The sequence below is a fragment of the Streptomyces sp. GESEQ-35 genome, assembly GCF_017948485.1.
GTDB lineage: Bacteria > Actinomycetota > Actinomycetes > Streptomycetales > Streptomycetaceae > Streptomyces.
On record NZ_JAFFSX010000021.1, the window covers coordinates 79279 to 95913 of the forward strand.

Here is a 16635-nt window from a genome sequence, read left to right on the forward strand (position 1 = left end):
CGCAGCTCAGCCAGCAAGGCAGTGCTGACTGCGTAGCGGGCATCTGCATGGGCATGGGCACGGGCATGAGACTGCATTGTCACTCCTGCGTGTCGCTCACGGGTGCGGCCGTCGACGGCGACGGCATGGAGCCGGAGACCGGCGCGGTCAACGAAGTTCGGTAGCGTTCCGCCCGTCGGGGCTGGGTGGACTCGTCCACGATCACGTGGGTCCGGTGCAAAACGTCGAGCTGCGCCGGGTTGTACAGCTCACGCAGGACGGTCTCCATGGTCTCTCGAACGAATTTCTCCCCCCTCGGGGCGTCCGTGTACAGGTCGGGCAGGTTCGGGTGGTCCTGCCGCAGCCGGCGCAGGTAGGGCACCATCCGCTCCATGAGGTCTTGGCGGATGTGCTCGCCTGCGTCAGCGGGCAGTTCGTCGAACTCCCGATTGATCGGGTGAGCAGGCAGATTGCGCACCAGTGAACCGTAGGCTTGCAGCTGCTCCCCGTTCATCAACCGGGTCATGACCAGCAGGAGCGAGCGGTCGGTCTCGGACAGCACCGTTGCTTCGCCGGGCGTGAGTTCCGTAGGCAGGTCGGCCGGGGCACGCAGGTCGATCAGTGCCGCGAGTTCGAGCCGGGCCCGCTGCAGCCGTTCGATGGTCGCGGCCAGCTCCGCGTCGAGCGTGCGCAGTGCCTGCCCGGGGTGCTCACCCTCGTCCACCGTCTCCGCGATCTGGTTCAGCGAGAACCCGAGATCGACCAGACGCTTGACCCGCAGCAGGCGGACCAGGTGCGGCACGCCGTACTGCTTGTAGCCGTTGGCGCGGCGCTCGGGCTCCGCCAGCAGCCCGACCTCGTGGTAGTGCCGTACCGCCCGCAGGCTGGTGCCGGCAAGCTCGGCGATCTCCCGAGTACTCCAGCTCATGGCTCTCAGCCAACACGGTGCCGCTACGGCACAGTCAAATCCTGTCTCTGCCGCTCACGATCGGCATCGCGATCGGGCCCGGGCCGGTGCTGTTCGGCTCCCGGCTCCCGCGCGGTGAACGCTTCACCGCCGCGATCGGCAGCTTGGCCGCGTGGCGGTGACCGTCGGCATGGTGGCCTGGACCGCCGCGTGGGGCCTTGCGCGCCGAGTAAGGCAGCCGACTTCGAGCCTTTCTTGCCCCGGTCCACAGGGTTCGGACCTGTCAGCTCCCCCCGCAGTTGGCGCGTTTGCTCAGGGCCCCGCAGTACTGCGGGGGCCCCGCCCCACACCCCGCCTCGGACCCGTTACACACGCCCTGAACTGGTCCCTCTGGCGCAGACGACACCAAGCCGCAGCCCGCTGCTGCCACTACCGAAGAAGAACCAGCTCAGGCAACGATTTCTGATTGGAGTACCGGGACATGGAGATGAGCGTGTTTGGAGGAACGCCGGCCGAGCTTGGCGGAGCTGGTGGCGCATCGGCAAAGGCAAGATCGTCGGTGCTGCGCACAGTCGCGGTGCGGCTTGGAGCAACTGGACCTGGTCGTGCGGTACGTCCTGTCCGACCTGGCAGCGAAGTTGACGCTGCTCTAAGATCATCATGCATGAACACTCCTGACGGTCAGAGGCTCGGTACCCAGATCGATGTCCGGGTGCGACAGGCCGATCTTGGTCGAAACGGCTCGGCAAGCACAATCGGCATGGCGCGCTGGCTGGAAGATGCCCGGATCCGGCTGCGGCTGCACCGCTTCGAACGCCTCATTGGTAAGGGTGGTTTCGGGCCGTACCAGATCTTGCTCGTCGGCCAACGGGTCAACCGGCTTGCTCCGGTCGGCCCGACCGGTACCCACCTGCAAGTGCACACCGGCGTTCGCCGGATCGGGCACTCCTCATTCACCTTCGAACAGGCGATCATGGTCGACGGCAAGCATGTGGGCAGTGGCGACGCCACCGTCGTGCTGGCCGACAACTCGGGGCCGCTCCAGCTTCCGGACGAGCTGATCGCCGATCTCGACGAGATGCAGCTACCGGAGACGGCTACGTCGGCAGCTGCCCGTCCACGCCCTGAGCGCCTGCAACGTGCCCACTACTCGCACTGGGCCACGCTGCGTTCCCGGATCGGTGACGTCGACTCCAACCAGCACGTCAACTTCATCGCATTGACCACTTGGTACGACGAGGCCGTCGCCACCTTCACCTCGCACTCGATTGGGACAAGTGGTGCGGGCTCGGTGCCAGATCTGCCCCCTTCGTCATACCAGATCCAGTATCTCGGTGAGGTGACCTATCCGGGCGACTACGAGATCGGGCTCACGGTCCGCTCCGTCGACGCCGACTCCGTGCACTACGAACTCGGTATCTTCCACGACAGCACCTGCCTGAGCGTGGCCGACGCCGTCGGCCCACGCGGCGAACTGACCTCCGAAGCCCTGAAGGCGGCCCCGACGGCGGACTGACCACAGTCCTCTCGGGGACAGGCCCAGGTTCATCCCGGCATTGCGGCGCCACTGGGCCCGATCCGCGCCTGCGGAGGAATGCTCCGATTCTGGGACTCGATCCAGCCGACTCCTGGACGCTCTGCTGCCCCGCCCCACACCCCGCCTCGGACCGGTTGCACATGCCCTGAACCGGTGCCTCTGGCGCAGACGACACCAAGCCGCAGCCCGCCGCTGCCACCACCGAAGAAGAACCAGCTCAGGCAACGATTTCTGACTGGAGTACTAGCGGTGGTTTGTTACTGACCTTTCCGTTGAGTTGTCGCGTTGAGTGAGAGGCCGGTTTCGGCGAGGTAACCCTCGATGAGGTCTGTGCGTCGTTGGATGCGGCGCAGGCCGCTGCGGACGGCTCGGACAAGGTGGTCGCGGTCGCGGAAGACGACGTTGGCGGTAGTGCCGCGCCGGAGCAATGACCAGATGCCCTCGACCGGATTGAGGTCGGGCGCATAGCTGGGCAGCTGGACGATGGTGAGCCAGTCGTGCTCCGCCGCGTACTCACGTAATCGACTACAGCGATGAACATTCAGATTGTCCCAAACCACCAAGACGGGACCGCCGAGCTGAAGGTGAGCCCGCACGAGAAGATCACGGTAGTCCTGCCAGGTGAAGCCACGGTGGGCACCTCGGTGATGGCCCTGGGTGCGAGGACGGTAGATCAGCCGGCTGCGCTCGCCGACCTTGAAACACGCCAGCGCAGCCATCGAAATGCGGCCGCGGGAAGCGCCGTTGAACCGAACCACCGGTGTGCCGCCTTTCGGCGCCCAGGTGCGGGAGCGGTGCGACGTCATCGAGACGGCGGCTTCGTCCTCGAAGACCAGCCATGCCCCGAGCGCCGCCGCGGTGGCTTTGCCTGGGGCCAGGTCTCCTTCACCCAGCCGGCCACCGCCGCATCGTCACGTTCGACCGCCCGTCGCGCAGGCTGCCGACACGACCAGCCGTGCCGCCGCAATAACTCCCACACTCCGCGGATCGACATCGACACGCCCAGCTGGTCGGCAATCAGCAACCGCACCCGGGCCAGGGTCCAGCGCTCATCTGACCAGCCCCAAGCCACCGCACCCTCCAGCAGGAGCGGCTCGAGTACAGCGAAGTCATGGTCGTCCACCTTCGGCCGTTTCGCAGGGCCCGAAATGCGCAGGGCCCCCTGCCCTCCATCCCGCCAGGATCGGTGCCACCGCTCCACCGACCGCACACTGACCCGGAGTCTTTTGGCTATCACCGTGTGCTTCTCACCCCGGGCAAAGCCATCGGCAGCGAGCATGCGCACCCGCTCGCGCGCGGCCTGGCCTTGCGGCGTGAGACCGCCGCCCTGTGCATACCTCATGACCACGAACGACCGCAGGGATCAAGCGATGTCACCCCCGACAACTCAACGGAAAGCTCAGTAGGTCGGGATGTAGAGGTCCAGGGGTCTGCCGGTGCCGTCGGTGTTGATCAGTTCCTGTAGTGCTGTGGGCGGGGCTTGGTCGTCCAGGCCCGCCAGTAGCGTTGCAGCGTGGCCCAGGGCATCAGCCAGCGACGGACGGCGCGGATGGCCTGGGGCCAGCAGGCCGTTCGGGGCCGCTGGGACCCGGGTTCTCCCCCTCTCTGCCGGTCCTGGCGGCGCGTCAGGCTCGGGTGGTGGGCCGACCGGAGCGGGCGGGGGTGGGTTGGGCGTGAACCAGGTGTTCCAGCAGAAGCTGAACGCACAGTTCACGAGGGTCTGGTGGCGGCGGATCGCGGTGTCGGAGCGGACCTGGAAGTCGGCCCAGCCGAGTTCGTCCTTGACCTGTTTGTAGCTCTGCTCGACCCAGTACCGCAGGCCGTAGAGCCGTACCACTTCGGTGAGATCGGCGGCCGGGTGGCGGCTGTGTGCCGCGCGGGGTGATCCAGGCTGGGGCAGGTTGGTGGCCAGGTACCAGGTGGACGTCTCGGGCAGGGTGGCCGGGTCGGTAGTGGCCACCACGAGCCGGATCACGCCGCCGGGTCCCCACCAGCCCAGCCGGGCGTCGGCGGCCCACCAGGTCGTGGTGCGTCCGTTGCGGAAGATGCGGGTGACAGGCTGCCAGTCGCCGCTCTGTTCAGGGCCATACCAGGGCAGCTCGCGAGCGGCATCAACGGGCCGGAAGGCGTCCTTGTACTGGCCAGGCACCGTGGCCGCGTTTGAGGGCCATCACGAACGGCAGGCGGGCGTCGGACAGTTCTGCGCGGAAGGTGTTGTGGTCGCCGTAGGCGCAGTCGGCGACGACCGCACGGAACTTGACGCCCGCTGTCGTCGCCGCGTTAGCCAGGGTGGCCCCGATCTGCAACTTGGTGCGGAAGGCCGGGTCATTCTTCCCGTGCGTGAAGTGGTGGGCGGCGGTGTAGGGCACGGCATGCAGCGGGTAGGAGAGGCGTTCGTCGGCCCAGCAGGTGGTCACCGTGACCACGCCGCGGTCGATCTTCCCGACCGAGCCGAGGTACTGCTTGCCCACATGGGCGGTCGCGCCGCCGTCCTTGCGATCCCCGGAATCGTCGATGACCAGCACCCCGCCGTCATGCGGTGCCGTGGCCGGGTCGGCCAGCAACAACTGCAGGCGGCGGGCATTGATCTGCTCGCCGTCCCAGGTTGACTCGGACAGGAAGAACTGCAGGCGCTGCACCGCCGCATGCTGGGCACCCACCACGGGCTCCGTGCCGGCCAGGCATGTCAGTGTCTTGTTGTGGTCCCGCGGCAACAACAGCCCGGCCAGGAACTCGCGAAAGCCCGGCCGCTGCGCCAGCGTCCCGAAGAGATCATCGAAATGGACGGCGTACGCTTCCAGCGGATCCGGTGCAGGCGGACACGGCAGCCGCTTCGTCATCTCGGGCTCCCCAGACCGTAGTTGACGCCTCCACTCACGGCCTACTCCCGCTCGAACCCGCCGCCAACAAACCACCGGTAGGCGTCACCAGTCGAACAGATTCACAGATCACAAACCCGTGAGACCATCCCGCGTCATTGGCGAGTTGCCCTGGCTCGAGTCTTGATCGCGGAGATGACGTCGTTCTTGGCGTCGGCGTAGTCGTTCATGTCGTTCCACTGCTGGCTGAGCAGAGCTCGTTTGACACTCTCGTACAGGGCGCGATCGTCTGCATTGGTGCGCAAGTGGTCACGGAAGAGAAGGTACTCGTGCACCGCTGCGTCCCCTCGTTCATATACGTGCACGTGAACGTCGCGAGTCGGCGTACGCACGAGCCGATGTCCTGGCTCGCGAACCCGCAGTTCGTAACCTGCGGCCAACAGCCCGTCGAGGTAGTCCTCCTCTGCTGTGATGTCGGCCACCGCGACGACGATGTCAACAATCGGTTTGGCGGCAAGGCCTGGAACCGAAGTCGATCCAATGTGCTCGACATCGACGTCCACTGCCGCCAACGCATCAAGGATCCGACGCCGGTGATGCAGGTAGACCTCCGCCCACCGGGCGTCATAGCTGCCAAGGCCGACCTCGAGCGCTTCTGGACCACCGATGATCTCGACCGTCGTGACGTCCGGCCGACGAGGCTTGCTGCTGTTCATCACCAACACATCCTCTACGTCTTGCGCCAGTTCACCACCTCGATCGACGGGGCTGCGGTTGGCGGCTTCGTCGAGCCTCGCCGTCGTCACGCGGGCTCGGCGGATCGGGACCTGCGTCGCGCCGAGAGCGGCGACGCGTTCCTGCTCGACCCGGAAAAGGTCGATTCTACCGTGCAGCGCGACATGCTCGGCCCAGGCACAGTTGTCCTTGCTCAGCGGCATGGATTGCGGCGCGCGAACCAACAGGCTCCTGAGGCGGGCCAGAGGACTGTTGGCCCCTCGGATGAGCGGCTGCCCCTCCGTCAGCAATGCGGACACTTTGTCGGCGCCGGGGCTAACGATGTCGGCGTCCCTCCTGTGAGTGCAGTACACAAGAACCCGATCTGCGAGCGGTCCCTGAGTCTGCCGCCGCTATCCCGGGTCCTCACTCGAGCGGCTCTCAGCAGACAACGCTTGCAATGAAGTCTGGCCTGAGTTACGTTGCCGGGCTGACCATTTCAGCCCGGCCAGGTTGTCGAGGTGCCCGGCAAGGTGGGCAAGACCCGCCGCGTGTTAGCGGCGAAGCCCGCGCCGCGGGCTCTACACAATCTGGAGCCAGTAATGACCGACACCGGCAGCATCTCCGACGGGTTCCACACCTTCGACGAGCTGTACGAATTCAGGCTGCTCTACCACGCACACGCAGTCCGGGCGTGGCTGGCCGCCAGGTATCCCGTCGTCCGCTCATGGAAGCACCACGACGGTGAACCATGCTTCGGAGGCGGCTGGTTCATAGTCGTGGCCCAGCTCCCCACGGGGCAGGTCAGCAATCACTACCGAGCCAATGGCTGGTCGTTGTTCGGTGACGTGCCCGAGGTAGAGACGGCGCCCGTGTGGGACGGGCACAGCACCACCGACGTAGCTCGCCGGCTGCGCACCCTCCTCAGTGGGGATGGATCTACGAGCGTGGCGAGCTGACGCTGCGCCGATAGGGCAGTCCGCTTTCGCCATGAGTCGCGGAGGGCATCCGTGGCGCCGACCTCCCACGCGAGCGCCGCGCCCACCTCTTCACCACGGACCATCAGCGAGAAGCAGGCCGGCCTGCGCACCGAAGCGGTCGCCACGCTCCTCAGAGCAGAGGAAGAGGCCCCCGAAGCTGTTGACCTGTCCCGCGCCAGCCGTCTTGCTCAGTTCGCGCCGACTTTCCGCAGTGGTCGCGGCCGTCGAGGTTGCGCGGGTGCGGGTCGTCGGACGCCGATGTCCGAGGACCTGCGCGAGTACGTCGCGGACGACGGTGAGTGTCAGGCGCCAGGTCGGGGTCGGGAAGGCCAGACCGCGCGAAATGGCGCGCGTCAGCCGCAGCCCACTGACGACGTCAACTCGGCATAGCAAGAAGGCGGACGGGCCTACGTCGGCCCGGCAGCCGGACACCCCTTCTGCCTCCGGTCAGTCCGACCTTCACCGCGTGCCCGCGTCCTATGCTGCGCCCAGAACTCGGCGTGGTGTGATCCCGCTATCCATGAGCTTGAGTGTGCCGTCGCGGCATGGTGTTGACTCAGATCAGGGCTGATCAACATCGCTACGCGGTGTCTGACGCGGTCGTGACCGGCCGACTGAGACCTGCGCGAGGTCGTGGCCGGGACGCCGGTGGCCGAGGCGTCGTGACGTTGGACGTGCCTCGGACCGGGCCCCTTATCACTCTGATGGGAGCACTCGTATGGGTATCACTTGGGATGAGTACCGGGAGCACGATGCCGTCGGGCTGGCCGAGCTGGTGAAGTCCGGGGCGGTGAGCCCGGTTGAAGTGCTCGAGACGGCGATTGCCCGTGCCGACGCCGTCGAGCCGACGATCAACGCGATCCGCCACCGACTCGACGACGATGCCCGTGCCCGCGCTCGCAGTCCGCTGGCCGGCCCGTTCGCCGGCGTCCCGTTCCTGATCAAAGACTTGGGTCAGCACCTCGCCGGGGTTCCGACCGGCAGTGGGAATCGATCGCTGGCGCGCTTCCCGCGCCCGGAGACGTCCACGGTGGTACAGCGTTGGCTCGACGCCGGTCTGGTTGTGTTCGGCCGGACCACGACCCCCGAGTTCGGAGCTCGCGCGATAACCGAGCCGGTAGCGGGGGGCCCGACCCGCAACCCCTGGGATCCGTCGCGGACGCCCGGTGGCAGCTCCGGCGGGTCCGCGGCGGCCGTCGCGGCCGGAGTCGTCCCGGTCGCGGGCGGGAACGACGGCGGGGGCTCCATCCGGATTCCGGCTGCGGCCTGTGGGCTGTTCGGGCTCAAGCCGGGGCGGGGCGTCGTCCCGTCCGGGCCGGAGGTCGACGAGGTCTTCCATGGCGCCGCGGTGCAGGGCGTGCTGTCGCGCACGGTCCGTGACTCCGCCGCGATGCTCGACGTCCTGGCCGGCTCCGCACCGGAGGGCCCGTACCGGGCGGCTCCGGCGGAGCGTCCGTACGCCGACGCCGTCGTCGACGACCCGCGCCCGCTGCGGATCGGGCTGACCACGGTGTCCCCGCTTGGCGGACCGGTTGATCCGCAGGCCGCCGCCGCGGTTCGGGACGCGGGGGAGTTGCTCACCGGACTCGGACACGTCGTGGAGGAATCCGCCCCGGTCATCGACGGGCAGCGCCTGGCCACCGACTTCCTCACGACCTGGTTCGCGATGGTCGCCGCCGAGGTCACGGCCGCACGGGAGTTCACCGGGTGCGCCGAGGACGACTTCGAGATCGAGACCCGGATGATGGCTGCGATCGGCCGGAGCCTTTCGGCGCCGGAGTATCTGGCCACGCAGTCCCGCTGGCACCAGCACACCCGGGCGCTGGCCGCGTTCCACGAGCGCTACGACATGCTGCTCACCCCGACCATGGCCCGGCCGGCTTGGCCGATCGGCGAGTTCGATCTCGCCTTGCCGGTCCGGCTCGCCGCACGGGGGCTGCTGGCTGCCCGGATCGGCGGTGTGCTGGGCCGGATGAACCTCGTCGAGAAACTGGCCGTCGCGAACCTTGAGCCCGCGCCCTTCACTCAGCTGGCGAACGTGACCGGGCGCCCGGCGTCGTCGGTGCCGCTCTACCGGACGTCGAGTGGGCTGCCGCTCGGCATCCAGTTCGTCGGGCGCCCGGGTTCGGAGCCCGAGCTGCTGGCACTGGCCGCGCAGTTGGAGCGAGCGCTGCCGTGGGCGCATCTCTGGCCGTCGTTGCCCGATTCGCCGTCCGCGGCCTGACGTCTCTGAGGACAATTTCACGTATGACTACTGTATTCTCACGCATTATCGTCGGCGAGCTGCCCGGACGCTTCGTCTGGCAGGATCCGGAAATCGTCGCTTTTCTGTCCATCGCTCCGTTGCGGCCTGGCCACACTCTTGTTGTGCCGCGGCGTGAGGTCGACCGGTGGACGGACGCAGACGGGACCCTTCTGGCGCGTTGCTTTGAGGTAGCCCAGGCCATTGGGCAAGGGGTGCAGCGGGCTTGGAACGCTCCGCGTGCCGGCCTCGTCATCGCAGGCTTTGAGGTACCGCATTTGCATATACATGTCGCTCCCGTCTGGGACATGTCCGACTTTGATTTCAGCAAAGCCAAGCAGGAGGAGGATCAGTCAGCTTTGGCTGAAGCCGCAGCAAAGCTCCGTGCCGCCCTGCTGGAACTCGGTTATGAACAGGCACGGGACTTTGACCCCGGAGTGTGAACCGGAACTCGCGCGACCGCGCACTGGCCCAGCTGCCGCGAGCCGGGAGCCGAACAGCACCGGCCCGGGCTCGATCGCGATGCCGATCGTGAGCGGCAGGGGGAGGATTTGACTGTGCCGTAGCGGCACCGTGTTGGCTGAGGGCCATGAGCTGGAGTACTCGGGAGATCGCCGAGCTTGCCGGCACCAGCCTGCGGGCGGTGCGGCACTACCACGAGGTCGGGCTGCTGGCGGAGCCCGAGCGCCGCGCCAACGGCTACAAGCAGTACGGCGTGCCGCACCTGGTCCGCCTGCTGCGGGTCAAGCGTCTGGTCGATCTCGGGTTCTCGCTGAACCAGATCGCGGAGACGGTGGACGAGGGTGAGCACCCCGGGCAGGCACTGCGCACGCTCGACGCGGAGCTGGCCGCGACCATCGAACGGCTGCAGCGGGCCCGGCTCGAACTCGCGGCACTGATCGACCTGCGTGCCCCGGCCGACCTGCCTACGGAACTCACGCCCGGCGAAGCAACGGTGCTGTCCGAGACCGACCGCTCGCTCCTGCTGGTCATGACCCGGTTGATGAACGGGGAGCAGCTGCAAGCCTACGGTTCACTGGTGCGCAATCTGCCTGCTCACCCGATCAATCGGGAGTTCGACGAACTGCCCGCTGACGCAGGCGAGCACATCCGCCAAGACCTCATGGAGCGGATGGTGCCCTACCTGCGCCGGCTGCGGCAGGACCACCCGAACCTGCCCGACCTGTACACGGACGCCCCGAGGGGGGAGAAATTCGTTCGAGAGACCATGGAGACCGTCCTGCGTGAGCTGTACAACCCGGCGCAGCTCGACGTTTTGCACCGGACCCACGTGATCGTGGACGAGTCCACCCAGCCCCGACCGGACCACTCGGACGCCGGCTCGCGGTAATGATCGTGACCCGCGACGGGGCCGGTCTCACCCGGAGAGGGTGCGCGGGTCAGCTTCGACGCCGTCGAGGGCTCGCGTGAGCGGAGCGGCATCGGGGGTTCGAGCCATCGGACCACTCCTCCCTGATTCAGACGATGCCGACATCGCCTGGTCTGCCCACGTGTGAAAAGCACGTCGAAATCCGGCTCTCCCACACGGAGATCACCGAGCTGATCGCCCCGCGCACCGACGCCCCGCCAGGAAGGCTTCGGACAGCGAGCGGCGGAGTGTGGCTGCACCGTGGCAGGCCCATCAGCCACGGCTCGAACGCCCCGCATCCGACCACGAGCTGGTCGGCGCGCCGCGCGGGAACCGGTCAACCTGAGGTTTGGTTCGGCGGCAGCGCGCTGTTCGATCCGTTCACCACCGCGCGATGCGGGACACCTCCCGAGGGTCCGATCAGCATCAACGCCGTGATCGCGGCACCGTCGTACGGACCCTGATCGCCACGTGATGACGGGCGACTCGCTGAGCGGAGGTTTCGCCGAGGCGTGACTCAGGTCACGTCGCGCGAGGTGGCTTCGTTCGTCACTAGATGTCAAGATGTCACTTAGTGACGCAGGATTTCGCCCCCAAGACGAACCCGGAAGAGCTGATCACCATGCAGATCACCAGTCCCCAGGAGGCAGCGACCGACATGCAAGCGGCAGACCAACGGAAGAAGAAGTCGGCGCTCGAACAGGCGGGCGGCACCAAGGGGGTCATCTACTCGGCGCTGCCCGCCCTGGTGTTCGTCGTCGCCAACAACGCCAGGGGACTCAAGGTGGGCATCCTCGCCGCCCTGCTCGTCGCCTTGGGCATCGCGGTGCAGCGGCTGATGCGCAAGGAGTCGATCCAGCCCGCGCTCGGCGGCATGTTCGGCGTGGCGATCGCCGCCGGCATCTCCTGGTACACGGGATCCGCCAAGGACTTCTTCCTCATCGGTATCTGGCTGAGCCTGGCCGGCGCCGTCGCCTTCGTCCTCTCCGTGGTGCTGCGCTGGCCCCTGGCCGGCCTGATCTGGAACTCGACGACCGGCAAGGGCAGCGTCTGGCGGGCGGACAAGCGTTCGCGGTTCTACTACGACATCGCCACCCTGGTGCTGGCCGCCATCTTCGGCGCCCGGTTCGCCGTCCAGCAGTACCTCTACCAGGCCGACGAGGTCGGCTCCCTGGGCTTCGCCAAGATCGCTATGGGCTACCCGCTCCTCGCTGTCGGCTTCCTGGTCGTCGCCTGGGCCGCCCGCGCTTCCGACAAGCGGCTGAAGGCCGTGGGGCTGCTGCCCGCCAAGCGCACCTGACCGACGCCCTCTCCGCTCCCCGTCCGTGCCAGACGGGCCACACGGCCCGTCCGGCACGCGCGTCCGCACCGCGGAGCGACCACGGCCAATTCGGGCGTCGATTCTTATGGGTTGCCGACGCCCGCACCGTCGCCGCGAGCGCAGGGCCCAGCACTTCCTGGCCTTCGTCGGCATAGCCGCAGCCCTCGTCGGTTACCGCCGCCCCACCAACTGAACGACGTCTGAGTGGCGTTGTCCCATGGATGAATGACGAGGTGAACCCATGCAGGTGAGCAATCGCGTGGGACCTGGGACGAGCGAGCAACGGCGCTGCCGGATCCGGTTGGAGATCTCTCGAGAGGCGTCGCGTCTCTTCTGGGAGCAGGGCGTTGCCGCGACCAGCGGCGACCAGATCGGCGAAGCAGCGGGCCTGTCGACGCGCACCATCTGGCGCCACTTCCGGAGCAAGGAGAGCTGCGCCGAACCGATCATCTTGCATGGCGTCGAATGGGAGGTGGCCGCCCTGCGACGCTGGAAACCCGAACTCTCCCTCGATGACCATCTCGCCGACGAGATGAGCAGGCATGCCCGCGACGCCGACAGGGCGGAGCGCGCCGACGACGCGCTCGCGATGAAGATGATCACGCTCAGCAACAGGGAGCCTGCACTCCGCACGGCCTGGCTAATGGCCTGTGACCAGGTGGAACGCGAACTGGCCGGGAGCATCGCTGGTCGACTTGACCTGCCGGCCGACGACATCAGGGTGCAGGTGTACGCGGCGGCCGCCTCAGGCGCCCTACGGATCGTCAACGAGACGATCGGCGATGCCCTGCTCGGCGGTGCCGACGTGCGGCAATTCGCACACGCGCACCGGCTCCTGGCCCAGGCGGTTCGCAGCGCCACGGGAGGCGCCATGGGGGACGCGACTACGACCTGAGGTCCGTACGCGACGACACCGTCAGGTCGCAATAAACACTGTCAATTAAGTGTCACGCTCGGCATTTTGTCTGATCCGGCCGCCTGCGCTGTTCGCGCGGTGTGACACAGGCCCGGCCCGGTGGCAGGTGGATCCACCCGCGCCGGATCGGATGCCGCCCTCGTTTGCGGTCCTTCGGTGCATCGCCGTCAGGTGGCGATCTGTGCCCATGAGTACGCCGCACTGTTCTCCTTGATTGGAAGAGTCAGTGGCTAGCGAAGTTTCCCCTGAGAAGAGGCCGGAAGCGGTGACGATGCCGCCCCGGCAGGTGCTGCAGGCGGTTTCCGGGCTGGTGGCCGGTTTGTTCGTCGCCATCCTCGCCGGAACCGTGGTGGCCAACGCGCTGCCCCGGATCACCGCCGAGTTGGGGGCGAGCCAATCCTCGTACACCTGGGTGATCATCGCGGAGCTGCTGGCCATGACGGCCACCGTTCCGTTGTGGGGCAAGCTGTCCGACCTCTACAGCAGGAAGCTGCTCCTCCAGACATCGCTGGGCCTGTTCGTGGTCGGCTCACTCCTGGCCGGATTCTCCCAAGGTGCCGGCACGTTGATCTTCAGCCGGGTGGTGCAGGGCGTGGGGGCAGGCGGACTCACGGCACTGACGCAGGTCGTGATGGCGGCCGTCATCCCCCCGCGGAAGCTGGGCAGGTACTCCGGCGTCTTCGGCGCCGTCTTCTCCGGCGCCACCGTGGCCGGCCCGCTGATCGGCGGCCTCCTGGTGGACACCTCCTGGCTCGGCTGGCGGTGGTGCTTCTTCATCGGTGTGCCCTTCGCGCTCCTTGCCATCGCGCTGCTGCAGCGCACACTGCACCTTCCGCACGTCCGCCGCGACGTGAAGATCGACTGGCTCGGTGCCTTCCTGATCGTCGCCGGTGTCAGCTCGCTGCTCATCTGGGTCTCGATGGCGGGCAGCACGTTCGACTGGTTCTCCTGGCAGACGGCCGCCCTGGTCGGTGGCGGAACGCTGCTGCTGGCGGCGGCCGTCCGGGTCGAGTCCCGGGCCGCCGAGCCGATCATCCCGCTGAGCATCTTCCGCAACCGCACCGTGGCACTGACCAGCCTGGCCTCCCTACTGGTCGGAGTCGGCCTCTTCGGCGGCACCGTCTTCCTCTCGCAGTTCTTCCAGGTGGCCATAGGCAAGTCGCCCACGATTGCCGGTCTGATGAGCCTGCCGCTGGTCCTGGCATCGCTCGCCGCCTCCACGCTCGCCGGCCACCGGATCAGCGCGACCGGCAGGTGGAAGCGGTACCTCGTGGCAGGCACCGTCCTCATGACCGCCGGCCTCGCCCTGCTGTCCACCATCGGATCCCACACGCCCTTCGTTCTGCTGAGCGTCTACATGGCCGTCCTGGGGACCGGCGTCGGCATGCTGACGCAGAACCTGGTCCTCGCCGCGCAGAACGACGTGCCCGCCGACACTCTGGGCAGCGCGACCTCCGTCCTGTCCTTCTCGCGCAGCATGGGCGGGACCGTGGGCACCAGCGTCCTGGGGGCGGTCCTCGCCCACCGCGTCGCCACCGAACTTGCCGACGGCCGCGCGGCGGCAGGTGACACGCCGGGAGGCGGAGCCGGGCATGGTGTCCCCGACGCGACGAACCTGCCCGCCCCGGTGCGTGCGCTCGTGGAGAACGCCTACGGCATCGCCATCGCCGAACTCTTCCTCTGGGCCACCCCGTTCGCCCTGCTGTCACTGATCGCCGTCCTGTTCATCGAAGAGAAGCCACTCAAGACGACCACCAGCACGGAGCGACTCGCCGAGGAGAGCGCCATCGCCGCCGGCGGCCGCGCCCTCCCGACCCCCGCCGACACACCCCGTGCCGACCTCGCCGAGGCGTCGACCAGAGGCAGTGGAGGGTGCCCAGGCACCACCCGCCTGCTTGGTCGGCGACCGTCGCGACGCGCGTCGGGTCGCCCGTGATCGCGACGAGGTCGACCAGCGAGCCGGAGCCGCAGTGTCGAGTGTCAGGTCGACGCAGTGCGGAGCGAGAGCGGTGAGGCGCTGTGCGAGGCCGGGGCCGTAGGTGGTGGGAACGGCGCCGAGAGAGGTGGGGAGTGGTTGCGTTGACTGGCTGTCCCGATCACGGTGGCACCTTGTGCTACAGCGATCTCGACTGCCGCGCTCCCCACGCCTCCAGCGACGCCCTCGACGAGAAGGGTGCGCCCCGCAGGCCGAGGTCGCGCAGTCGATTTAGGCCGCGACGCACGAGGATGCGGTGGCCGGCGCCACGGTGACGGCGTGCAGCCGCTCAAGTTTTGCGGCGAGCCGGGCAGGCCCGTACTTGGTCTGCCGCCGCAGCGCTTCCACCAGGTCGGCGATGTCCTCGCTGGTGCGCGTAGGGCTGGCAGACGGTCGGGAGGAGTGGTCGCGCAGGCCGTCCTCGCCGTGTGTCCGCCATCGGGCATACCACTTCGCCAGGCAGCGACGCGAGATCCCGGCTTCCGCCGCGATGTGCGCGATGGGGCGTCCAGCGTCGACGCGTAGGCACAACCGGAGCCGCCCTTCCGGGGTGCGGGGCGCGTTCGCGTGCAGAGTCATGACCCACCGCGTGCTGCGGCACGCGGGCCTCCGTTCGTATCGAGCAGGATCATCGAGCAGCCCCGGAGCGGGACGGGCACGACGCGATCGGGCATCCAGACCTTGGACGAGCCCGCCTGGGATCAGGCCCCGGACAGCGCCTCCGTCGGGGGCAGCCGGGACGCCCGTACGGCGGGGTACAGGCCGGCCAGGGCCCCGATGGCGAGGGTGGCGAGCAGGCCGCCCGCCATCGCCCAGGCCGGGACGACTGCCGGCCAGCCCTGCGCGACGGCGTACGCGGTGGTGACGCCCACCCCGATGACGACTCCGGCGATCCCGCCGAGTCCTGCCAACAGCTGGGATTCCGCGAGGAATTGGGTGCGGATGTCGCCTCGCCGTGCGCCGAGGGCGCGGCGCAGGCCGATCTCGGCGCGGCGTTCCAGGACGGAGATGACCATGGTGTTGGCCACGCCGACCCCGCCGACAAGGAGCGCAACGCCGCCGAGGCCGAGCATCAGGCCCGTGAAGGCTTTGTCGGTGGCGCCCTTGGCGGCGAGGGCGTCCGAGGGGCGGCTGATGGTCACTTCGGTGGGAGCCTCGGGGTTGACGGTGGCGGCGAGGACGTCGCGTACGGACGTGACCGCGCTGTCTGCGGTGCGGACGTAGATTGTCGTGGGGTGTCCGTCGAAGTCCAGGTACCGCTTGGCGGCGTCCCAGCCGACGAGCGCGCTGTCGTTCAGCTCGGGTGCCAGGAGCGCCTCGTCGAGGATGCCGACCACACTGAACCACTGACCGCCGAGCCAGACCCGGGTGTCCGGGCCGACTTCCCCGATACCCAGGCGGTCGGCGGCGCCGCTGCCGAGTACGACGGCCGGGTACTTGGCGGTGGCGGCGTTGAGCCAGTTGCCGCGGGCGAGAGAGCCGCCGACGGTGTCCAGGAGGTCGAGGCGGGCGGCCTTGACGTTGATGCTGCCGGTCTCGGCGGCCGGGATGTGGTCGTTGCGATAGACGTACGCCGACACTTTGCCGGTGCCGGTTGCGGACTCGACCGGGGCGATCCTGCCCGCCATGTCGATGGAACGCTCGGGGAGTTTGGCCTCGCCGCCGGTGAAGGTCCGGCCGGGGGACGCGGTGAGGAGGTTGGTGCCCAGGCGGTCGAGAGTGCGCTGCAGTTCGGCGTGGCTGGAGGTGGAGATGCCCACCACGCCGATCATCGCCGCGATGCCGATGGCGATGCCGAGCGCGGAGAGGAAGACCCGCAGCGGGCGGGCGCGCAGCCCGGAGGCGCCGACGCGTACGACGTCGCGGGTGCTCATGC

Annotated in this window: 16 protein-coding genes and 1 pseudogene; 8 read left to right on the plus strand and 9 right to left on the minus strand. The window is 68.1% G+C overall.

Annotated features, from left to right (window positions below; translation table 11 throughout):
- Nucleotides 1–79 precede the first annotated feature (79 nt).
- On the minus strand, nt 80–907 hold the full coding sequence (locus KCH87_RS32760) for a MerR family transcriptional regulator (protein ID WP_210590705.1): 828 nt from the start codon (nt 905–907) through the stop codon (nt 80–82).
- Between the two features lie 643 nt (nt 908–1550).
- Between KCH87_RS32760 and KCH87_RS32765 the strand changes: the two genes are divergently transcribed.
- Nucleotides 1551–2402, plus strand: coding sequence for a thioesterase family protein (locus tag KCH87_RS32765; protein ID WP_210590707.1), 852 nt, complete (start codon nt 1551–1553; stop codon nt 2400–2402).
- Between the two features lie 278 nt (nt 2403–2680).
- Here KCH87_RS32765 and KCH87_RS32770 read toward each other — a convergent pair whose 3' ends face one another.
- From KCH87_RS32770 to KCH87_RS32785, 5 genes are all read right to left on the minus strand, one after another.
- A complete protein-coding gene (locus KCH87_RS32770) occupies nt 2681–3229 on the minus strand; it encodes a transposase (protein WP_247197170.1) in 549 nt (182 codons plus the stop codon).
- Nucleotides 3226–3765, minus strand: coding sequence for a winged helix-turn-helix domain-containing protein (locus KCH87_RS32775; RefSeq protein WP_210590710.1), 540 nt, complete (start codon nt 3763–3765; stop codon nt 3226–3228). The genes KCH87_RS32770 and KCH87_RS32775 overlap by 4 nt, the downstream gene beginning before the upstream one ends.
- 57 nt (nt 3766–3822) lie before the next feature.
- Nucleotides 3823–4572 carry a hypothetical protein gene (locus KCH87_RS49500; protein ID WP_247197171.1) on the minus strand — a complete coding sequence of 250 codons (750 nt, stop codon included), beginning with the start codon at nt 4570–4572 and terminating at the stop codon, nt 3823–3825.
- Nucleotides 4535–5263: a transposase gene (locus KCH87_RS32780; protein ID WP_247197172.1), complete on the minus strand. Its 729-nt coding sequence runs from the start codon at nt 5261–5263 to the stop codon at nt 4535–4537. The genes KCH87_RS49500 and KCH87_RS32780 overlap by 38 nt, the downstream gene beginning before the upstream one ends.
- A gap of 134 nt (nt 5264–5397) precedes the next feature.
- Nucleotides 5398–5961: a GrpB family protein gene (locus tag KCH87_RS32785; RefSeq protein ID WP_210590943.1), complete on the minus strand. Its 564-nt coding sequence runs from the start codon at nt 5959–5961 to the stop codon at nt 5398–5400.
- Nucleotides 5962–6558: 597 nt separating this feature from the next.
- Here KCH87_RS32785 and KCH87_RS32790 point away from each other — a divergent pair.
- The 7 genes from KCH87_RS32790 to KCH87_RS32820 all read left to right on the plus strand — a co-directional run bounded on the left by KCH87_RS32790 (nt 6559) and on the right by KCH87_RS32820 (nt 14720).
- Nucleotides 6559–6915: a hypothetical protein gene (locus KCH87_RS32790; protein WP_210590713.1), complete on the plus strand. Its 357-nt coding sequence runs from the start codon at nt 6559–6561 to the stop codon at nt 6913–6915.
- Nucleotides 6916–7654: 739 nt separating this feature from the next.
- Nucleotides 7655–9160: an amidase gene (locus tag KCH87_RS32795; protein WP_247197173.1), complete on the plus strand. Its 1506-nt coding sequence runs from the start codon at nt 7655–7657 to the stop codon at nt 9158–9160.
- Nucleotides 9161–9183: 23 nt separating this feature from the next.
- On the plus strand, nt 9184–9621 hold the full coding sequence (locus KCH87_RS32800; protein WP_100599319.1) for an HIT family protein: 438 nt from the start codon (nt 9184–9186) through the stop codon (nt 9619–9621).
- Between the two features lie 146 nt (nt 9622–9767).
- Nucleotides 9768–10529 (plus strand): MerR family transcriptional regulator, encoded by a 762-nt coding sequence (locus KCH87_RS32805; protein WP_210590714.1) that lies wholly within the window; start codon nt 9768–9770, stop codon nt 10527–10529.
- A 640-nt stretch (nt 10530–11169) separates the two neighbouring features.
- Nucleotides 11170–11847: a DUF3159 domain-containing protein gene (locus tag KCH87_RS32810; protein ID WP_210590948.1), complete on the plus strand. Its 678-nt coding sequence runs from the start codon at nt 11170–11172 to the stop codon at nt 11845–11847.
- Nucleotides 11848–12109: 262 nt separating this feature from the next.
- The gene (locus KCH87_RS32815; RefSeq protein ID WP_210590716.1) at nt 12110–12763 is read left to right on the plus strand and encodes a TetR/AcrR family transcriptional regulator; all 654 of its coding nucleotides are present in this window, start codon (nt 12110–12112) and stop codon (nt 12761–12763) included.
- A gap of 292 nt (nt 12764–13055) precedes the next feature.
- Complete coding sequence (locus KCH87_RS32820) at nt 13056–14720, plus strand: MDR family MFS transporter (RefSeq protein ID WP_210590950.1); 1665 nt, start codon at nt 13056–13058, stop codon at nt 14718–14720.
- Here the strand turns inward: KCH87_RS32820 and KCH87_RS49510 are convergent.
- The 3 genes and pseudogenes from KCH87_RS49510 to KCH87_RS32830 form a co-directional block, all read right to left on the minus strand.
- Nucleotides 14659–14965 (minus strand): annotated as a pseudogene (locus KCH87_RS49510) (NADP-dependent oxidoreductase); the annotation flags it as partial. The gene KCH87_RS32820 and the pseudogene KCH87_RS49510 sit on opposite strands and share 62 nt — an antisense overlap.
- 25 nt (nt 14966–14990) lie before the next feature.
- The gene (locus tag KCH87_RS32825; protein WP_210590718.1) at nt 14991–15338 is read right to left on the minus strand and encodes a helix-turn-helix domain-containing protein; all 348 of its coding nucleotides are present in this window, start codon (nt 15336–15338) and stop codon (nt 14991–14993) included.
- Nucleotides 15339–15460: 122 nt separating this feature from the next.
- Entirely contained in the window at nt 15461–16633 is a 1173-nt protein-coding gene (locus KCH87_RS32830) for an ABC transporter permease (RefSeq protein ID WP_210590720.1), read from the minus strand.
- Nucleotides 16634–16635: the final 2 nt, after the last annotated feature.

Coding starts and splice junctions, on each gene's coding strand:
- KCH87_RS32760 (WP_210590705.1), bottom strand. CDS start 907: ATGAGCTGGAGTACTCGGGAGATCGCCGAGCTTGCCGGCACCAGCCTG.
- KCH87_RS32765 (WP_210590707.1), top strand. CDS start 1,551: ATGAACACTCCTGACGGTCAGAGGCTCGGTACCCAGATCGATGTCCGG.
- KCH87_RS32770 (WP_247197170.1), bottom strand. CDS start 3,229: ATGACGTCGCACCGCTCCCGCACCTGGGCGCCGAAAGGCGGCACACCG.
- KCH87_RS32775 (WP_210590710.1), bottom strand. CDS start 3,765: ATGAGGTATGCACAGGGCGGCGGTCTCACGCCGCAAGGCCAGGCCGCG.
- KCH87_RS32780 (WP_247197172.1), bottom strand. CDS start 5,263: ATGACGAAGCGGCTGCCGTGTCCGCCTGCACCGGATCCGCTGGAAGCG.
- KCH87_RS32790 (WP_210590713.1), top strand. CDS start 6,559: ATGACCGACACCGGCAGCATCTCCGACGGGTTCCACACCTTCGACGAG.
- KCH87_RS32795 (WP_247197173.1), top strand. CDS start 7,655: ATGGGTATCACTTGGGATGAGTACCGGGAGCACGATGCCGTCGGGCTG.
- KCH87_RS32800 (WP_100599319.1), top strand. CDS start 9,184: ATGACTACTGTATTCTCACGCATTATCGTCGGCGAGCTGCCCGGACGC.
- KCH87_RS32805 (WP_210590714.1), top strand. CDS start 9,768: ATGAGCTGGAGTACTCGGGAGATCGCCGAGCTTGCCGGCACCAGCCTG.
- KCH87_RS32810 (WP_210590948.1), top strand. CDS start 11,170: ATGCAGATCACCAGTCCCCAGGAGGCAGCGACCGACATGCAAGCGGCA.
- KCH87_RS32815 (WP_210590716.1), top strand. CDS start 12,110: ATGCAGGTGAGCAATCGCGTGGGACCTGGGACGAGCGAGCAACGGCGC.
- KCH87_RS32820 (WP_210590950.1), top strand. CDS start 13,056: ATGCCGCCCCGGCAGGTGCTGCAGGCGGTTTCCGGGCTGGTGGCCGGT.
- KCH87_RS32825 (WP_210590718.1), bottom strand. CDS start 15,338: ATGACTCTGCACGCGAACGCGCCCCGCACCCCGGAAGGGCGGCTCCGG.
- KCH87_RS32830 (WP_210590720.1), bottom strand. CDS start 16,633: ATGAGCACCCGCGACGTCGTACGCGTCGGCGCCTCCGGGCTGCGCGCC.